Genomic DNA, 18,569 nt, shown 5'->3' on the forward strand with positions numbered 1-18,569 from the left:
TGGGAAATATATTGTTACATTCTATAGTTTTATTTTATTTGCTTGAGATCAATTTTATTTTGCACTGATGATAGCGCCAACACTAGGGCGTGTCCTCAATCAAATTATATGAATAATAAACACGCAAACTTGCGGCTTAATAAGGTAGAAGCTAATGATGTATTTAACGATTGCGGTGCTTTGCAGCGTCGCTGTCTCTGTACTATTAAAAGTATTGCGTCAGAAGAATATAGACATTCGTCAAACCATCGTGGCAGGTTATCCTGTGGCATTTTTGCTCACTTGGTTATTGTTAAAGCCAGATGTTAGCAGTATTGGTACTTTGGGCAATGCGTGGGGTATTATCATTGCACTTGGCCTCTTATTACCTGCCGTCTTTGTGATCCTTGGACGAGCGATTGAGGCGGTCGGTATGGTCGCAACCGATGCCGCGCAGCGTTTATCGCTGATTATTCCTATCATCGCGGCATTTATGCTATTCGGTGAAGTACTAACAGGAACGCGAATATTGGGGTTAGGACTGGGCTTTTTGGCACTTGCGGCTTTAATCTACCGTCCGCAGCAAGCAGCTAGCACTCAAGACATTAGTAAAAAAGCTACTACTCCTAACCGTACACTACGAACTCCATTATGGCTATTTGGGGTATGGGCAGGCTATGGCGTTATTGATATTTTATTTAAACAAGTTGCCAAGCAAGGAGCTGCGTTTCCGCTGACTTTATTTGTCAGTTTTGGGATGGCAGGACTGCTCTTGTTTATCTACTTGCTCATCACTCGCGTGCGTTGGCAGGGTAATGCTCTGATAGCAGGGCTGCTACTCGGTGCACTAAATATGGGTAATATCTATGCGTATGTGCGTGCTCATCAGGTTTTGTCTGAGTCGCCAAGTATCGTATTTACGGGAATGAACGTCGGTGTTATCGCGGTGGCGACTATCATTGGTGTAGGCGTATTCAAAGAGCAGCTTAATCGTATAAACATGCTTGGGATAGTACTCGCAGTGAGCTGTGTGGCGGTTCTGTTTTTGGCTTAAACAGTTTTTATGCGCTTAACTGCCATTGAGTTGGATGTTGCAATAGCATAATCAATGAAAAAAATAGCTGATGACACGATATTTGCTCGTCAATTAACGGTTCAGTTTGTATATTCTTCTCGCGGTATATATACTAACTCCTAGTGATGGTCTACAAAATACCAACAATTGTTCTAGGAAGGTGCTTATTCTTAACTGACTGAATATAGGCACAAAGCATGGTGTGTGGTAAAGTTGTCTATGATTCGATGACGTATAAACGCTTATAACTCATCTAATATACAACATCTAATGTACAACGTATCACAATAAAAACTGACCCTTATTAATAAGTATAGGATGAACACTTAATGGAATACCAAAAGCAATTACAACGCATAAAAAACGATTCAGGCTTTATCGCTGCACTTGACCAAAGTGGCGGTAGTACGCCCAAAGCGCTTGAGAACTATGGTGTGAGCGGCGATGAATACGATAATGACGAAGCCATGTTTGATTTGGTACATGAAATGCGTGCTCGTATCATGACCTGCGATACTTTTGATAATGAGCGCGTCCTTGGTGCGATTTTATTTGAAGATACGATGGATCGCGAAGTCAATGGTAAGCCAACGGCTAACTTTCTATGGGAAGATAAAAATATTGTCCCATTTTTGAAAGTAGATAAAGGCTTAGCAGAACAAATGAGTGGCGTGCAAGTCATGCGTCCCATGCCAGATTTGGATGCCTTATTAGATAAAGCCAAAAAGTATCCAGTGTTCGGTACCAAAATGCGCTCAGTGATTTATGAGCCTAATGTCGATGGTATTGAGCTGGTGGTGCAGCAGCAGTTTGACGTTGCCAAACAAATCCTTTCAAAAGGTCTCATGCCAATTGTAGAGCCAGAAGTAGATATCAATAGTGCTAAAAAGCATGAGTGTGAACTACTGCTCAAAGCGGATATCCTACGTAACCTTGAGCGTCTAAGCGATGACCATCAAGTGATGCTAAAGCTCACCCTACCTGAAGAGGCTGGCTTTTATCAAGAACTGATTGATCATCCAAAAGTGCTCAAGGTAGTTGCACTGTCTGGTGGCTATAGCCGTCATGATGCGTGCGATAAACTTGAAGAGAATCCAGGTATGATTGCCAGTTTCTCACGTGCTTTTACCGAAGGCTTGAGCAAACAGCAAAGTGATAAAGAGTTTGCTGATACGATTGATGCTTCTATTGATGAGATTTATAAAGCGTCGAAGGTTTAACGAAATTTGTTACTGATATAAGCCATCTAAAAGCAAAAAGCTCTACTATTAGTAGAGCTTTTTTATTCTAAATAAGAAATAAACAGTTTACCCTAAACCTCTTTATATAATTGACGACCCTCAGAGTGATATTTCTCAGTCATCTTTGCCATACCTTGACGAACTTCATCTAAGCTCGCTTCTCGGGCTTGTCCAACCAGCTCGGTATCAACTTGCTTGATGCGATGATTATTATCTTTTAGATCACCGCTACTTGGCGTCACTTTACTCTCTAAACCCTTCGCATATTCGCGCACGTTTTGAGTGATTTTCATTGAGCAAAATTTCGGGCCGCACATGGAGCAAAAGTGCGCCGATTTGTGCGCGTCTTTGGGCAAGGTTTCATCGTGATATTCACGCGCGGTATCAGGATCGAGTGCCAGATTAAACTGATCATCCCAGCGGAACTCAAAACGTGCTTTGGATAATGCGTTATCACGTGCCTGTGCACCTGGATGACCTTTGGCGAGGTCGGCAGCGTGAGCGGCAATCTTATAAGTGATGATACCGTCTTTGACGTCCTTTTTATTGGGCAGACCGAGATGCTCTTTTGGTGTCACATAGCAAAGCATCGCCGTACCGAACCAGCCAATCATGGCTGCACCTATGGCGCTGGTAATATGGTCATAACCAGGAGCAATATCTGTCGTTAATGGCCCCAACGTATAAAAAGGCGCATCTGCACAAGTCTCAAGTTGCAAGTCCATATTCTCTTTAATACGATTCATCGCGACGTGGCCTGGGCCTTCAATCATCACCTGTACATCGTGCTGCCAAGCAACTTGCGTGAGCTCGCCAAGCGTACGTAGCTCGCCAAACTGCGCTTCGTCATTGGCATCTTGTAAACAACCAGGACGCAAGCCATCACCTAAGCTAAAAGCCACATCATACTGCTTCATAATCTCACAGATATCTTCAAAATGCGTGTATAAAAAGCTTTCTTTGTGATGGGCGAGGCACCACTGCGCCATGATTGAGCCCCCACGCGAGACGATACCTGTGAGTCGGTTAGCGGTTAGAGGCACATAACGCAAAAGTACGCCCGCGTGAATGGTGAAGTAATCTACGCCTTGCTCCGCTTGTTCAATCAGGGTATCACGGAATATTTCCCAAGTGAGGTCTTCTGCTACGCCATCGACTTTTTCAAGTGCTTGATAAATAGGCACCGTACCGATGGGTACTGGCGAGTTACGAATCAACCATTCACGGGTCTCATGGATATGATTGCCCGTGGATAAATCCATGATCGTATCGGCGCCCCAACGCGTCGCCCACGTCATTTTCGACACTTCTTCATCGATAGAAGAACCGAGCGCCGAGTTACCGATATTGGCATTGATTTTCACTAAGAAATTGCGCCCGATGATCATCGGCTCGGATTCAGGATGATTGATGTTATTGGGAATAATTGCGCGTCCAGCCGCGACCTCAGAGCGTACAAACTCAGGGGTAGTTATTGTAGGCGTATTAGCACCGAAGCTTTCGCCGTCGTGCTGACGCATATCAGTCAGTTCATGCTGCTTTTGCGTTTCGCGAATGGCGATATATTCCATCTCAGGAGTAATGATGCCGCGGCGCGCGTAGTGCATCTGCGTGACATTACCCGCTTTGCCATTGACTTTTTTGGCACGGCGCGGCTTATCAATATGGGCAAAACGTAGATTGGCCGTGGTGATATCACGCGCACGCGCTTGCCCGTATGAGCTGGACAAGCCATCTAACTGTTCGGTATCGTCGCGCTCAGCTATCCAGCCTTCGCGTAGTTTTGGTAAACCTTTGGTTAGGTCAATTTGGGCATCAGGATCGGTATAGACGCCTGAGGTGTCGTAGACATAAAATGGCGGGTTTTGCTCCCAGTTAGCCTCAGCCAAGCCCTGAATAGGCGTTGGAGCCAGCTCAATCTTGCGCATTGGTACTTGAATATCGGGTCTTGAACCTTCGATATAGACTTTTTGAGAGGCGGGGAGGATGCGGTGTAAGTCGCGAGCGTCTTCTTCAAAACGGGCGTCGGTAGACGTGCGGTGGGCAGGGGTTTTTAGCGCGTCCGCTTTTTTGTCAGCTTTGCTATTATGCGCATTATCAATAGAATTATTGACGGGCGTATGAAAATTAGCAGAGGTGCTTAAAGTGGAGTTAGAGTTGGTACTTGAGCTGTTTTCTAGAGTAGTCATGTGCTGTCCTAGCGTGTTGGTTTTTGAGTAAAAGCAACACCGCCAGTAGCTGCGGGGGTAAGCGTTGGTTATCAATACAAGATCAGTCTTATAAAAACCATCTACTACTAACCCTAGTAATAGATAGTTTTAAAAAATCAGTGGACGCAGCTTAATATTAACCGTCACCTTTGAGCGCTTAACAAGCGACATAAAATAATAACGGTAATATAAAGGCATTTCTGCACGCCCTTTGTATCGGTATAGCCAGTGCTTAAGACTTCCCTGCGTCGGTACTAACCGCATCAGGTTCGGCGGGTGATCTCTCAGCGAATGTATAAAGGCAGATACTTTAATAAAGCAAGTTCAGTAAAGCGAGCCTTTAATACACCGCACCCCGAGTCTGTCAGTGTTGTGAATCAGCTTTATACTAACAAAAATTTATGATGAAACCTAGCCATCTATTGATAATTAATAAACGATAAGTTTGCTCGTATTAAGTTTATTAGTTTAAGCTGTCACAGGAGTGTGTTATGTCTCAGGTGTCCAGCCTTGCGGGCGTTCGTAGTCTTCATTGTCTAAAAACTTGTTACGCTGCTCAGTTAGAAACTTTTTGGCTTCAGGATCCATCATGCTCAGATGGTTTTCGTTAATCAGCATGGTTTGCAGCTCAAGCCAGTCGTTCCATGCTTTTTCAGAGACTGTCTCTTGCAGCGCTTGTCCTGCTTTGTTAGGAAAAGGAGGATGCGGCATTTTTGGCAAGTCTTTTTGGTATTTGCGGCAAAAAACTGTATTGGCTTGCGGATTAAAAGTCTCAGTCATGAGGTAGTCCTTATTAGTGGTATTAAGTCGTTATTATGGTACTGATATGGTACTGAATCGAATATTCATATCCACCTATAGTCGATGCACTTTAAAAAGAACATAGCGCTACTGGGGTGAATTTTGCGCAGCCTCTGTGATAACAGCACGCAAGTAAAATTTATACCAGTAGCGCGCTTAAATTTATGTAAGAGTTTTATTTTCAACTGACTATATGATAACGGTCTTGGGAGATTTAGCAAAGGCTATCAAGTGTATAGACGGTAACAGCTGCCATTCTTGATAAAACTTACAAAAACACCCGCATGGATGGCGGGTGTTTTTATTTGATAAACTATGCAGTGGTAAATCAGATACTTATGCAAACACTTTTAGACGCGCGCGACCGTTAGCTACGGCTAGCTTAACCTGATTGGGTGCAGTACCGCCTAGATGATCACGGGCGGCAAGTGAGCCTTCCAAAGTTAAGAAATCAAACACATCATCACCAATCGCGTCACTAAACTGCTGCAGTTGAGCAAGTGATAAATCACTTAAATCAACGCCTTCTTTAATACCCAATGCAACCGCATTACCGACCACTTCATGCGCATCACGGAATGCCACACCTTGGCGAACCAGATAGTCTGCCAAGTCGGTCGCAGTCGCATAGCCTTTCATGGTGGCTTCGCGCATGGCATCGATGTTTGGCGTGATGTTTGGTAGCATATCAGCAAAAGCGAGTAGCGAACCCGTTAAGGTGTCAACGCAATCAAAGAGAGGCTCTTTGTCTTCTTGGTTGTCTTTATTGTAGGCCAGTGGTTGGCTCTTCATCAGGCTTAATAAGGTCATCAGTTGTCCAAAAACACGCGCCGCTTTACCACGTACCAACTCTGGCACGTCAGGGTTTTTCTTTTGCGGCATGATAGATGAGCCAGTACAGAAACGATCTGGAATCTGTACAAAGTTAAACTGCGCCGACATCCACAAGATGATCTCTTCACTCATGCGTGATAGATGCATCATTAGGATGGAAGCCGCTGAAGTAAATTCAATAGCAAAGTCACGGTCAGACACCGCATCGAGTGAGTTTTGGCAAATACCTTCAAAGCCAAGCAGCTCAGCGGTAATGGTACGATCAATTGGAAAGGTCGTACCCGCAAGGGCAGCGCTGCCAAGTGGCATCTGATTGATACGGCGACGGGCATCGACCAGACGCTCGGTATCACGATATAACATCTCAAACCATGCCATCACATGATGGCCAAAGCTGACTGGCTGCGCCGTTTGCAAATGGGTAAAGCCAGGCATGATAGTATCGGTATGCTGCGCTGCCAAATCAAGCAGGCCGCTTTGTAGACGTACCAACAGGGCGATGATATTGTCAGTTTCTTCGCGTAACCACAGACGAATATCGGTGGCGACCTGATCATTACGGCTACGTCCCGTATGTAGTTTTTTGCCGACGTCGCCGACGATATCGGTCAAGCGTGACTCGACGTTCATATGCACGTCTTCAAGCGTAATGGACCAGTTAAACTCGCCCGCTTCGATCTCGCTGAGCACTTGCTGTAGGCCATCGATAATGGTTGCGACTTCCTCGCTAGTCAGAATCTCGCACTCTTTGAGCATGGTAGCGTGGGCGATAGAGCCTTCGATATCATGACGGGCAAAGCGTTGATCGAAGCCGACTGACGCAGTGAATGCGGCAACGAAGCTATCGGTTGCTTCACTGAAGCGTCCACCCCACATTTGCTGGCCTTGGCTATTTGATTGGTTATTTTGTGCGGTGTTTTTAGCTGCGTTTGTGCTAGAATCGAGCGCACCTGAATGATTATTTGGCTGGGGATTACTAGAATTTGAAGAGTTGGCGTTCATATTGGTCTAAGACAAGTCAGGAGAATAAGAGCTTAAGTATAGCAAAGGATGAGGTTGCCTTGCTAGCTGAGCGCTTAGAGTTTTTTATTCCCAAACTCATGGAGGTCATGAAGCTTTGGCAGTGGCTGCTATACATCGTTTTTTGGTCGCTGTTTGTCACCGTTATTGATCGTCATGATCTCGTAACTTGGTCAGAGTTCTTGATTGGTTTTATAAGCCGAGTCGTTCAAAATATTCTATCGATTATTCCTCCGTTATATTTGATTGATTATCTGCGTCCTATTCTGAAGCGCATGAGCATCCCTAAAGCCAGTATGTCTATATTACTACTAATGATCATCAGCTCTGTGTTAATGATGATTTTGGTGATGCTGGTTATGATCAACGTTGGCTGGCTTGAATATAATTATCACGCTTTTGTATTAAATGTATTGTTTGATGGCGTGATTTCTGGTGGTTTTACGTTAGTGTTTTTAATATATTTTTTACATCGACATCGTGAGTTGGCGGCACTTAAGCAGTCATTTGAAAACAAACTCACCGCTCAAAACTATTTAATCAAAGCGCGTATTGCCCCGCATTTTTTGTTTAATACTATTAATACTTTAACCTCACTTATTGAGTCTAACCCACCGCGAGCGGCAGATCTTTTGCAACATGTGTCAGCACTGTTTCGTGCCAGTTTTAATGGTCCACGTGAGATTAGCTTTGAAGAAGAGGTTGCTCTGTGTGAGCATTATTTGGCCATTGAGTCGAGCCGTTTGACGGATAAGCTGGTTGTCAGTTGGGATCTTCCTGACGATGATATTATGTATGATATGGTGATTACGGCATTAACCTTACAAAGTGTACTCGAAAAGATGTTACTCAATGTGGCTGAGATGACCACTGAAACTATCTATATCGATATTGTGGTAACGTGGCAAAAGCACGTTGTTGCCATTACCATTACTGTGCAATTACCTAGCAAGACCTTGATGATTACGCATGATTTGCGCCGCCAACTAGATCTGCATGGGCAAGCTGAGCGCTTAAAAACCTATTTTGGAGAAAGCTCAGAGATCGAAAGTACGGTGACCAGCGAACGCATCAGAACGGTCATTAAGTATCCTCTATATGACGTCGGGTTTTAAATCATATCTTTCATATCTGTAAATCAATAGCTTCATCCTGTAACGTTTGTTAAGCCTAATTTTAAGCTATTTCTTAGCTATGGCATGCTTATTGCATCGCTTAGCTAAGTAGCTATTTTAAAAATGCTAACCCATGGTAGTCATACTAAAAGTAACTGTTTATTTCTAAAATATCTTTAAATTTTTATGGGTAAAAGGCGATAAATTATTATTAAGACGCCTGATTGTTTGTTTAAATCTAAAAATTAAGATAACAAATAGAAAACAAATGTTTTTTAGTTTAAGCAGCCTACGCTTTAGGTTTACAGTAGAATGTGGCGAAAATAACAATACCACATGGACTAAGACTTTTACTTTATAACATTTTTATTTGCAAACGAATCAACAGATTAGGTCTTCAGACGTAGGATGAGAAGTATCAGTGAGCAATGCAATTCCTCCTACTGTCAGATAAAAATTGTTAATAATATTAATATAGCGTTAAGATGCTAAAAGAGAGGAGTTGACATGCGTATTGTCGTTTGTGACGATGAACCACTCGCTCGTGAGCGTTTGGTCAGGATTGTACAGGAGTCAGGATATGAGGTGGTCGCACAAGCAACGACGGGTGCAGAAGCCGTTACTGCGGTAAAGCTAAAGCAACCTGATGTTATCTTATTAGACATACGCATGCCGGAGATGGACGGAGTGCGTTGTGCGCAGTTACTCAATGAGCTTGAGCATCCGCCAGCGATTATATTTGTCACGGCTTATGATCACTATGCTATTACTGCGTTCAAAGCCAATGCTATTGGTTATCTATTAAAACCTGCCAACAAAGATGAGCTATTGGATGCACTGAGTAAAGCCAAAAACTTAAATGCGGCTCAGCTAAACCAAATCCGTAAGCTTGAAGACCCGACGGCTCGACCTGTACGTGAGCATATTTCTGCGCGTACCCATCGCGGCGTTGAGTTAATTAAGCTTAAAGATATCTATTACTTTACGGCAGATCAAAAGTACGTCAAAGTCCGTCATAAAAACGGCGTCGTGCTGATTGACGAGACCCTAAAAGAGCTTGAGGAAGAGTTTGGCGAGCGTCTATTCCGCGTTCATCGCAATGCTATTATCAATCTCAGCTATTTAGATTATCTAGAAACCATAGACTCAGGACAGTATCAGGTTCGTTTTAAAGGGATTGAAGAGGCTTTAGCGGTTAGCCGTCGCCATCTACCGGCATTGCGTGATAAAATACAAAGTATGTAACTTTGTATTTTATCACGCAAGGCCGCTGAAAAGTAGATATTGATAAAAAGTAGCGTTTATTATTCAGACCTCTACATTCAAATCTTTAAAGGTTCCCACCGCTCTCGCGACTTACTCGGCAGCTTTCGCAACTTATTATAATTATTAACCCTCTTAACGAAAAAGTATGCGAACACAGATGCCATATCATCAGACCCTTATTTATGCTTAAATAGGGGTATTTTTTTGCGTCTTATAGACGTCCTAACAGCAGTAATATTGAATCAACAATATCGAACCCATTATATTGAGGCCACTTATGAGCACCACACAGCAACCTACTTTGAAGACGTTAAACATCGCCACTCGTCAAAGTCCTCTTGCTTTATGGCAAGCAGAGCACATTCGTGACCGACTTTTAGCGTTATATCCAGAGATGACCATCAACCTTCTAAAAATTGTCACTAAGGGTGATAAGATTTTGGACACGCCTCTAGCAAAAATCGGGGGTAAGGGTTTGTTTGTCAAAGAGCTTGAGCAGGCGCTGTATGACAAGCAGGCAGACATTGCCGTACATTCATTAAAAGATGTACCGATGCAGCTACCTGAAGGCCTGACGCTTGGGGTTTATTGCAAACGCGCCGCGCCAACAGATGCGTTTGTGTCTAACACTTATAGTAATATCGATGAGTTGCCAGAAGGCGCCGTCGTTGGTACCTCAAGTTTGCGTCGTCAATGTCAAATCAAAGCCTACCGTCCAGACCTACAAATAAAAACCTTGCGCGGTAACGTAGGGACGCGATTAGGAAAGCTTGATGCGGGGGATTATGATGCGATTATCCTAGCGACCAGTGGTCTGCAGCGTATTGAGCTGACGGAGCGCATTCGTGGTGAGCTCGATATCGACACCTGCTTGCCAGCAGTCGGTCAAGGGGCATTGGCAATTGAGTGCCGTGAAGGTGATGCAGAGGTAATGGCATTGCTTGCACCGCTTAATGATAATCAAGCGCGTATTCGCCTAATCGCAGAGCGTGCTTTGAACCGTCATTTAGAGGGTGGCTGCCAGGTTCCTATTGCAGCTTTTGCCGTGCTGCATGCGGCAGACGCGACAGATTTTGACAACGATGATGCGGGTGATCAGTTATGGCTGCGCGGCCGTGTCGGACAAGCGGATGGCAGCGAACTGCTAAAAGCTGACAAGCGTATTACACTAACAGGAACGCAAGCAGAGCAAGAAGAGCAGGCCAATCAGCTGGGTATCGATGTCGCTAAGATGTTGTTGGCTGATGGTGCAGGTGATATTTTGGCAGCAATTTATAACCCTTAATTGTAAACAGACCCTAGTTGTCGTGAGTATCTTCATGGCTTCTGTTTTTTAATCCATGGTCAAACTCAAAAAGTTGAGCAACAAACGCAGGCAAACTTCTTGAGTTTGGCACAAACCAAACCCATTGTTTCGAGCAAGTATATGTCTATGTCTCGCGCATCATCGTCTCAATTAACGGACTTCTCAACATCATCTCCAGCCGTGGTGATCAATACCCGTCCAGTAGAGCGCGCCGCACCTTTAACGGAGTATTTGCAGGCTGCTGGTTTGACGGTTGTCGATATACCAATGTTGACACTGCAAACCCGTGCTGTCAGTGATGCAGATATCGAGCTGATGCGCCGCTGGCTAGCAGGTGACTATCAAGCGTTGGTCATCGTCAGCCCCACGGCGGCGGCTTCGGGCTTGGCAGTGTGGCAAGCGCTTGCACAAGAAAAGCAGCAAGCTGATACAAATAAATCATCAGGAACGATAGCGAATGAGCTTGGCGCTAACACAGCACCCAGCCACATCATTGCGGTAGGAGAGGCGACAGCTTCAGTATTGCAAGATCCCAAGCTACACCCTAACTATCAAGTCCTAAAGCCAATTATTGCCAACAATGAAGGTATGCTGGCTATGCCAGAGATTGAGCATCTGCAAGCAGGTGACAAGCTTTTGGTTTGGCGCGGGCTTGGTGGACGACGATTATTGGCGAATACTCTAAAGGAGCGCGGAGTACAGATTGATAGTATCGCTTGGTACGAGCGTACTTTACCTGTCGATGCAAGTGCAAACTACCAGCAATGGCATAGCCGCTTTACGGCAAAAGATGAAGAACAACCACTGTCAAAGCCAGTTGTCATTGTGAGTAGTGGTACCGCTTTTGAGCATTGGACAAGCGTGGTCGCGCAAAAACAGGCCTCTGTATCAGACTCAGGTTTAGAGCAGGCGTCTGCGCTGACCTTGTCTGATTTTAATTATGTGGTACTAGGTGAGCGTTTAACGAATATGCTTGCTGAGAAGCAACTGCGCCATTGGCGTGTAGAGGACTTGTCGCCTGCGACTATTTTAGATGCCATTCAAAGTGATCGTCTGTCCTAGCGGACGCTTTTATAAACAACTATTTTTGCTACTTTATTATTTGATTGCTCATTTTGAGGAGCAATCAAAACTATCTATAACGGTGCTGCATTATGTCAACAGAGCTTGAACCTTCATCTGATACGCTAGCTGCCGTTCAGCAGCGCCGGCAGGCGAGCATCTTATTGTTACGATTGCAGTGGCTGTTTATATTGCTATTGATAATCGCTTTGGCTTGGTTATATGTCTCTCAGCAGCGTTTTCAAAATCAAATCAATGAGCGTTTGCACAGCAATGAGCAAGTAGTCAGTCGTTTGAATGAGATGGATGATCGCCTCTTTGCCATCAGTCAGCAAAGTCTACCTGAACCTAGATCGCAAGCAGGCAGTCAAGCACAAAACCAGCTGGATTTATTACGCATTCAAATACAGGCAGCCGATAGACTACTGGCTGATAACAACCATAGTGCTGCGATTGATTTGCTACGAGGTTTGCAGTGGCAGCTATCGCAAAGTAATAATGAGATTGCACCGACTTTAACCATCGTGATCAAACAAAGCTTGGCCGAAGACATTGAGCGTCTGCAGGCTCAGAGCAACCAGCCTAGCCCATGGCAGCTACAAAACCTTGCGATGCAAGATATTCAAGAGTTTTTGCATAGCACTAATTATGGGAATAGCATTGATGCTAGAAATGATGGCCGAGATAGCACTACAAGGATCACAGTAACGAATCGGCAGCTCATCATTCATGAAGTAATCATGACGCTAAACTTGGCGATGCAAGCCAGCAATATGCGTGAAAAAGAACAGTTAACCAGTTATCTACAGCAGGCACAAAAGCAGCTGCAAGTACTTGTGCCAAATACATCTCTGCCCAAAGATAAAGCTCATGCAAAGTTTGCCACGCCATCTACTGATACTGATAAGCACACGACTGGTCATCAGAAGAGCTTAACCAAAGAAGCACCACATAATATCTCCGAAGTCATGGTCTGGCTTGATGAGCTGATTGCCAATGCTCCAGCCGCAACGCCTTTATTGACGACACAAATGCTTGATAAGTCTCGATAGGAGTGAGTATAGTGATAATGGCATCAGCGTTATAGCCAATCCACGATAAAAACAAGGTGAATGATGACTACTATTAATCAAATATCAAGTTTGACGGCAGAGCTGCCACGTGAGAGCCGTCCTGAAGCGCTTGCACATTATGCAGTGATATATATCCAAGCCATACACTGGGGTGAGATGGATGCGTTCAATCATTTGAATAACGTGGTTTATTATCGTTACGCTGAATCAGCGCGTATCGCTTATTTACAAAAGATTGGGGCATTTGATGGCAGTGTTACCATATTGGCGCAGTCAAGCTGTCAGTATATACGTCCAGTGGTCTATCCTGATACTTTACTGATTGGCGTCCGTTGTCAGCGTCTTGGCAATACCAGTATTGTCATTGAGTACAGCTACTATAGCTTGGCGCAGCAAGCAGTGGTTGCTACTGCTGATGCGGTGTTGGTGCGTTTTGCTAGTGATGGCAAACAAAAAATGCCATGGACCACCGCTGAGCGCGAGCAACTGTTTGCTTTGGAAGCAGAGTTTGGTCACACGCCTGAGTCTTAATAGTAGGGTCTGTTTGATTATTCAAATATAGTTCTGACAGTCAGAAGCAGTCTATAGTCGTCGATACACTCTAAAAATGTCATAACGCTACTGGGATGCTATCTTTTGAAGTACAGTTGCGCAGCCTCTGGGTACGCAGCACGCAAGTAAAATTTATACCAGTAGCGCGTTTAATTCCATAACAGTTTTACATTCAGCTGACTATAAACGCAGTTAAAAAAAAGGCACGCCAATAAAATGAGCGTGCCTTTTTTGTATGCTGTATTTGCTAACAGGAAGTTTTAAACTCGATATTAGCTTTATTTGGGTGCATGGACAAAGTCCACAACGTTTAAGTCAAAGCCAGATAGAGCGTAAAACTTCATCGGCGATGACAGCAAGCGCATATCACGCACCCCTAAATGGCGCAGAATCTGGGCACCAAGACCGATACTACGATACGGCTGCTGAGCAATGGTCGATAGTGATTGATTATCGGAGGCTTTATCAAGCGCGTCACCCAAATCGATCGGCTGATGACTACCAATCCATACCAAGACCCCACGCTCTGAAGCACTGATCTCTTCTAATGCCGCTTGTACGCTCCAGCCACTACGTCCAGTGGTGTCATTCTTGGCGGCGAACAAGTCACGCAGCGGATGAAACCCGTGAACACGTACCGTACTCACACCTTCGCTCACATCACCCTTGACCAGTGCTATATGAGTCTCATCTGCACCAAACTCGCGGAAACGGTGTAGCGTAAAGGTACCGTGTTCTGTCTCAAAAGGATGCGTGTCAATCTCTTCTACCGTTTGCTCATTAGCGATGCGATAGTTGATGAGATCAGCGATGGTACCGATCTTTAGATCATGCTCTTTGGCAAATATCTCAAGATCATCACGGCGTGCCATCGTACCATCAGCGTTGATAATCTCTACAATGACCGCTGCTGGCTCAAGTCCTGCTAGACGTGCTAAATCACAACCGGCTTCAGTGTGGCCAGCACGGTGCAAGACACCGCCGTTTTGAGCCATAATAGGAAAGATGTGCCCAGGTTGTACGATGTCTTCTGGTTTTGCAGCTGACGATACAGCCGCCTGAATGGTACGCGCACGATCTGCAGCAGAAATACCAGTCGTTACGCCTTCAGCCGCTTCAATAGAGACGGTAAAGTTGGTGCTGAATTTTGCCTCGTTACGATCAGACATTAGCGGCAGTGCTAGCTGTTGGCAACGTGCTTGCGAAAGGGTCAAACATACCAGTCCACGTGCATGAGTAATCATAAAGTTGATGTCTTCAGGACGGACATGGGTTGCCGCCATGATAATGTCGCCTTCGTTTTCGCGATCTTCATCATCCATTAAGATGACCATCTTTCCAGCGCGAATGTCTTCGATAATTTCAGGAACAGTATTCAAATTCATAAAAAGTCTCAATGTTTTATTATTTATCAATGTGTGGAAGATAAGGTGTAAAAATAAAAATTAATTTGCCTATTGTAGCAGTAGATTAGCCGCAGCGCTGTGGTTGTTGCTAGAAAGTCACTCATTAATAGGGATGGGAAAGCCTCAATAAATGTTACTCGTATCCTGATATGGTTACTGTTGGCAGATTTTAAAGGCTTGGGCTGCGACTGGTCATCTCATTGCTAGGCCATCAATCTGATTATTGGTGTATGGCGTTATAATATTTGTCGCTATTTTATTTAGGACTGACTGTATATCTGATGAGGACGCGGCCTAGAGGACACTTTTTATTCATTGCTCGCCGCTTGAGATTTTAGCCAATCCATAAACTGTTTACTGTGCTGCTCACGCTGATTGTCTGCAAATTCATAAAAGCGTGTGCCCACTAGATTATCAGGCAAGTAGCTCTGCGGATAATAATGATTGGGATAGTTATGTGGATAAGCATAACCTTGACCATAGCCTTGGTCACGCATCAGTTTGGTGACACCGTTACGCAGATGTAGAGGAACAGGGGAGGCGTCTTTTTCTGCCAAAGCCATCGCCGCATTGATTGCTTGATAGGTGCTATTACTTTTGGCGCTGGTCGCCAGATAAACCACGACCTGACCTAAGATAATACGTGCTTCAGGCATCCCAATCGACTGGACGCTGCGCAGCGCCGCATCAGCGAGCAGGAGTGCATTGGGGTTGGCATTGCCAATATCTTCACTGGCCAAAATCACTAAGCGCCGTGCGATAAAGTCTGCAGGCTCACCGCCAACCAACATTCGCGCCATCCAATATAGCGCCGCATCAGGGTCTGAGCCGCGTACGGATTTGATCATTGCGGAGACGATATCATAATGCTGCTCACCGTTTTTGTCGTAGCGTACCAGCGCCGTTTGAGCCACTCGTCCGACCAATTCATCATCAATCATGATAGGTGACTGCTTTGCATCGGCCGTTTGTACCGCCAGCTCTAATAGATTGAGCGCTTTGCGGGCATCTCCATGAGCCAATTGACTGATAAAATCTTGCGCTTGCAAGTTGATAGACAGTTGTTGAAGTACGCTATCTTCAGTAATCGCGCGATGGAGTACGGTAGCAATCTGTTCCGAGGTAAGCGGCTCTAGACGGTACACTTGGCAACGTGATAGTAGAGCATTATTGACACTGAAAGATGGGTTTTCAGTGGTCGCGCCAATCAAAGTAATATCACCAGATTCGACGGCTCCTAAAAGAGCATCTTGCTGGGCTTTATTAAAGCGGTGAATCTCATCGATAAAAACCACTGGCGACTCAAAGCTCAAACCGTCTTTACTGTCCAAGACTTCACGTAGTTGTTTGACGCCTGTATTGAGCGCTGACAAAGCATGAAACGGCCGCCCAACGGCACCAGCTAATAGCATGGCGATGGTGGTTTTACCGATACCTGCTTCACCATGTAAGATGATAGATGGTAGATGGTTTTGCTCAACCAAGCGCCGCAGCGGTGCACCTTCAGCCAACAGATGTGCTTGACCGATGATGGCATCAAGAGAAGTCGGACGCATACGCTGCGCCAGTGGGGTATCGGTATGAAAGTTGGGGGGCATAAAGTTCTCTGTTTTTTGATGAAGCGTTGCTGCAGTATCAGTGAGGCTAGCGCAGTTCCATGTTAATGCCAGTCATATAAATGTACAGCTTATGTCTTAGATGCTTTTATTTTGTGGTGGCCAGCCTTATTTATAGACTATGATAATCAATAGATTATGGTATCAATGCCTTATAAAAAAGTAGGCCGATTACTTGCATCGCAGTTAGGCAGCTATTCTGCATTTGCCATGCAATCTTAACGACGGAGACACTGATTAACCATGATACGTCAGACCATAAAGCAGTTATTGAGTCGAAAATGGCATTTATCAAGCCATGATAAGCAGCTATCGCGGCACCTTAGCACAGGTGAAGTTGCGCTGGCACGTTCAGTCTTTGGAGACAACATTGATCTCGATACTGTGCAGCTAAAAACCGCTTGGTGGGTACTAAAAAACTATGCAGTTAGCCCTAATGGCAATATCTATTTTCATCGAGCAGATTGGATAGAGGATTTTAGTAAAGTCTCAATCAGCAAACAACGTTGGCTAATACATGAGCTGACCCATGTCTGGCAACTGCAGCAAGGCTTAAAGGTGGTGCGCGGAGCACTTATCAATCGGCGTTATGATTATGATTTAGCAATAGGTCAGTCGTTTTTTAAATACGGTATTGAGCAGCAAGCACGCATGGTAGAGGATTACTTTGTACATCGCCATTTTGGACAGGACTGTCGGGCATTTGAAACTTGCATTCCATTTCTAGCATCGCCGGTCAAGGATGCTACTATCATGAGCTGATCCTGTTACCATAAATCAAAGTGTCTCTTTAAAGCTACCTTTTTGGAATTACCTTTTTAAAAGTACTCTAACGAATCGCACTGACGGTTCGTTCACAGATTGATATTCAGCTTGCGCTTAAGACACGCTATGCTAAAACAGGTATTTACTATCAGTGCTTATAATAACCACATCAATTAATAATAAATAAGAGCTGCTATTTGGGCTTGTAACAAAGGAGTGGTGCCGTGATGTTTACTCGTTTAACCTCAAAGTCTGATGCCAACAGTCAGAAAAGCACTATGCGTAAGGATAACGCTACTGAACTGACTACTCAGACACGGCGTATCCCTAGTCTGTTAGCTGCAACACTTGCAGGAGCGTTATTGCTGACGGGTTGTCAGCAGCCGTCAGAACCATCAGCTTCTGATGCAGATAGTCAACCCAGTACCCAAGCCGATGTTGAAGCCTCCAAGCCTGTGGCAATCAGCGACTCTGCAGCAGCGCGTATCGAGCAATTCCAACCATCATACGTCGTGCAGATGCAAGGGCTACAGCGACGATTACAGGCAGAGTATGAGTCATTACAAGCGGCAGATAGTCCTGACAGTGACAATGGCTTACTAACGACTGCATCACCTGAAATGACGACTGGCACCGAGTCCATTGATACCGATAGCCAAACCAATGACACAGCGGCACCTAACACCGCTGAATCGACCAATGTCACTGCTGGTGCCGATACAGCTACTCAAGAAGGCGCTGTAGAGACAGAAATAAATACCAGCACTGAGGTTGGTGAACGAGACTTAGAAGTGCTAAAGCGCATCAGTCTTGAGCCAAGAGAGCCCGAAGTACTGACGGAAGCGCAAATCATAGAACGCTATCAGCAAGCAACACAGGCACTGTATCAGCCAGCAAATACTGCGCTTAGCGCTCAAGACATAGATACTTTGCTTAATATTGCAACCTTATTGCCGCAATTGTTCGAACATACGGAGATTGCAGAGCGGCTGAGCGTAAAAAGCCCAGCACTGGCTCGGATTATCGTACAGCATCAAGTTTGGAAGCAAATAGAAGCGCAGCAAGCATTAGATATGCAACAAATGAAGCTGACACAGCAGCAAGAGTTTGAAACCTTAATGGCAAAGTTTAATGACACCATTAAAGATTATGATGCGCAGATTGCCAAATATGAACGTCTGCTACAAGAGTTTCAGGACTAAAAGAGTTTTAGAGATATAGTCGACCTAAATAAAGCGAATAGATTTT

At 44.8% G+C, this 18,569-nt stretch carries 15 protein-coding genes and 1 riboswitch; of the genes, 10 read left to right on the plus strand and 5 right to left on the minus strand.

The genetic code is table 11. The annotated features are described in order from the left end of the window. The first annotated feature begins 154 nt into the window (after positions 1-154). Together JMX03_RS00775 and JMX03_RS00780 are read left to right on the plus strand one after the other, a co-directional pair. Complete coding sequence (locus JMX03_RS00775) at positions 155-1,033, plus strand: EamA/RhaT family transporter (RefSeq protein ID WP_201593850.1); 879 nt, start codon at positions 155-157, stop codon at positions 1,031-1,033. Between the two features lie 350 nt (positions 1,034-1,383). After that, entirely contained in the window at positions 1,384-2,274 is an 891-nt protein-coding gene (locus JMX03_RS00780; RefSeq protein ID WP_201576245.1) for a fructose bisphosphate aldolase, read from the plus strand. Positions 2,275-2,366: 92 nt separating this feature from the next. On the opposite strand, the gene thiC is transcribed toward JMX03_RS00780, so the two are convergent. The 3 genes from thiC to argH all read right to left on the minus strand — a co-directional run bounded on the left by thiC (position 2,367) and on the right by argH (position 7,016). Beyond that, on the minus strand, positions 2,367-4,484 hold the full coding sequence (gene thiC, locus JMX03_RS00785; RefSeq protein WP_227695076.1) for a phosphomethylpyrimidine synthase ThiC: 2,118 nt from the start codon (positions 4,482-4,484) through the stop codon (positions 2,367-2,369). 244 nt (positions 4,485-4,728) lie between these two features. Then, a riboswitch (TPP riboswitch) is annotated at positions 4,729-4,873 on the minus strand. Between the two features lie 121 nt (positions 4,874-4,994). Beyond that, on the minus strand, positions 4,995-5,285 hold the full coding sequence (locus JMX03_RS00790) for an oxidative damage protection protein (RefSeq protein WP_201576241.1): 291 nt from the start codon (positions 5,283-5,285) through the stop codon (positions 4,995-4,997). A gap of 357 nt (positions 5,286-5,642) precedes the next feature. Next, complete coding sequence (argH, locus tag JMX03_RS00795; protein ID WP_201577640.1) at positions 5,643-7,016, minus strand: argininosuccinate lyase; 1,374 nt, start codon at positions 7,014-7,016, stop codon at positions 5,643-5,645. A 185-nt stretch (positions 7,017-7,201) separates the two neighbouring features. Here argH and JMX03_RS00800 point away from each other — a divergent pair, with 185 nt between their 5' ends. From JMX03_RS00800 to JMX03_RS00825, 6 genes are all read left to right on the plus strand, one after another. Next, the gene (locus JMX03_RS00800) at positions 7,202-8,275 is read left to right on the plus strand and encodes a histidine kinase (protein WP_227695084.1); all 1,074 of its coding nucleotides are present in this window, start codon (positions 7,202-7,204) and stop codon (positions 8,273-8,275) included. A gap of 507 nt (positions 8,276-8,782) precedes the next feature. Next, on the plus strand, positions 8,783-9,520 hold the full coding sequence (locus JMX03_RS00805) for a LytR/AlgR family response regulator transcription factor (protein WP_201593852.1): 738 nt from the start codon (positions 8,783-8,785) through the stop codon (positions 9,518-9,520). A gap of 298 nt (positions 9,521-9,818) precedes the next feature. After that, a complete protein-coding gene (gene hemC / locus JMX03_RS00810; protein ID WP_201593853.1) occupies positions 9,819-10,826 on the plus strand; it encodes a hydroxymethylbilane synthase in 1,008 nt (335 codons plus the stop codon). Between the two features lie 147 nt (positions 10,827-10,973). Beyond that, on the plus strand, positions 10,974-11,909 hold the full coding sequence (locus JMX03_RS00815; RefSeq protein WP_227695086.1) for a uroporphyrinogen-III synthase: 936 nt from the start codon (positions 10,974-10,976) through the stop codon (positions 11,907-11,909). A 92-nt stretch (positions 11,910-12,001) separates the two neighbouring features. After that, positions 12,002-12,961 carry a hypothetical protein gene (locus JMX03_RS00820; RefSeq protein WP_201593855.1) on the plus strand — a complete coding sequence of 320 codons (960 nt, stop codon included), beginning with the start codon at positions 12,002-12,004 and terminating at the stop codon, positions 12,959-12,961. Positions 12,962-13,024: 63 nt separating this feature from the next. Beyond that, complete coding sequence (locus tag JMX03_RS00825; RefSeq protein WP_201593856.1) at positions 13,025-13,513, plus strand: acyl-CoA thioesterase; 489 nt, start codon at positions 13,025-13,027, stop codon at positions 13,511-13,513. Between the two features lie 299 nt (positions 13,514-13,812). Here the strand turns inward: JMX03_RS00825 and ribBA are convergent, their stop codons facing one another. Together ribBA and JMX03_RS00835 are read right to left on the minus strand one after the other, a co-directional pair. Further along, positions 13,813-14,919 carry a bifunctional 3,4-dihydroxy-2-butanone-4-phosphate synthase/GTP cyclohydrolase II gene (gene ribBA / locus JMX03_RS00830; protein ID WP_201593857.1) on the minus strand — a complete coding sequence of 369 codons (1,107 nt, stop codon included), beginning with the start codon at positions 14,917-14,919 and terminating at the stop codon, positions 13,813-13,815. A gap of 329 nt (positions 14,920-15,248) precedes the next feature. Then, a complete protein-coding gene (locus tag JMX03_RS00835; protein ID WP_201593858.1) occupies positions 15,249-16,538 on the minus strand; it encodes a replication-associated recombination protein A in 1,290 nt (429 codons plus the stop codon). 261 nt (positions 16,539-16,799) lie between these two features. Here JMX03_RS00835 and JMX03_RS00840 point away from each other — a divergent pair, with 261 nt between their 5' ends. Both JMX03_RS00840 and JMX03_RS00845 read left to right on the plus strand, forming a co-directional pair. After that, a complete protein-coding gene (locus JMX03_RS00840) occupies positions 16,800-17,318 on the plus strand; it encodes a type IV secretion protein Rhs (RefSeq protein WP_201593859.1) in 519 nt (172 codons plus the stop codon). A 227-nt stretch (positions 17,319-17,545) separates the two neighbouring features. Continuing rightward, positions 17,546-18,523 (plus strand): hypothetical protein, encoded by a 978-nt coding sequence (locus JMX03_RS00845; RefSeq protein WP_201593860.1) that lies wholly within the window; start codon positions 17,546-17,548, stop codon positions 18,521-18,523. Positions 18,524-18,569 lie beyond the last annotated feature (46 nt).

It is taken from the genome of Psychrobacter fulvigenes (assembly GCF_904846155.1).
In the GTDB taxonomy this organism is placed as follows: domain Bacteria; phylum Pseudomonadota; class Gammaproteobacteria; order Pseudomonadales; family Moraxellaceae; genus Psychrobacter; species Psychrobacter fulvigenes.

What these genes read in the sequence shown, in the direction of transcription:
- JMX03_RS00775 (WP_201593850.1), top strand. Translation starts at nt 155, where the DNA reads ATGATGTATTTAACGATTGCGGTGCTTTGCAGCGTCGCTGTCTCTGTA.
- JMX03_RS00780 (WP_201576245.1), top strand. Translation starts at nt 1,384, where the DNA reads ATGGAATACCAAAAGCAATTACAACGCATAAAAAACGATTCAGGCTTT.
- thiC (WP_227695076.1), bottom strand. Translation starts at nt 4,484, where the DNA reads ATGACTACTCTAGAAAACAGCTCAAGTACCAACTCTAACTCCACTTTA.
- JMX03_RS00790 (WP_201576241.1), bottom strand. Translation starts at nt 5,285, where the DNA reads ATGACTGAGACTTTTAATCCGCAAGCCAATACAGTTTTTTGCCGCAAA.
- argH (WP_201577640.1), bottom strand. Translation starts at nt 7,016, where the DNA reads ATGTGGGGTGGACGCTTCAGTGAAGCAACCGATAGCTTCGTTGCCGCA.
- JMX03_RS00805 (WP_201593852.1), top strand. Translation starts at nt 8,783, where the DNA reads ATGCGTATTGTCGTTTGTGACGATGAACCACTCGCTCGTGAGCGTTTG.
- hemC (WP_201593853.1), top strand. Translation starts at nt 9,819, where the DNA reads ATGAGCACCACACAGCAACCTACTTTGAAGACGTTAAACATCGCCACT.
- JMX03_RS00815 (WP_227695086.1), top strand. Translation starts at nt 10,974, where the DNA reads ATGTCTCGCGCATCATCGTCTCAATTAACGGACTTCTCAACATCATCT.
- JMX03_RS00820 (WP_201593855.1), top strand. Translation starts at nt 12,002, where the DNA reads ATGTCAACAGAGCTTGAACCTTCATCTGATACGCTAGCTGCCGTTCAG.
- JMX03_RS00825 (WP_201593856.1), top strand. Translation starts at nt 13,025, where the DNA reads ATGACTACTATTAATCAAATATCAAGTTTGACGGCAGAGCTGCCACGT.
- ribBA (WP_201593857.1), bottom strand. Translation starts at nt 14,919, where the DNA reads ATGAATTTGAATACTGTTCCTGAAATTATCGAAGACATTCGCGCTGGA.
- JMX03_RS00835 (WP_201593858.1), bottom strand. Translation starts at nt 16,538, where the DNA reads ATGCCCCCCAACTTTCATACCGATACCCCACTGGCGCAGCGTATGCGT.
- JMX03_RS00840 (WP_201593859.1), top strand. Translation starts at nt 16,800, where the DNA reads ATGATACGTCAGACCATAAAGCAGTTATTGAGTCGAAAATGGCATTTA.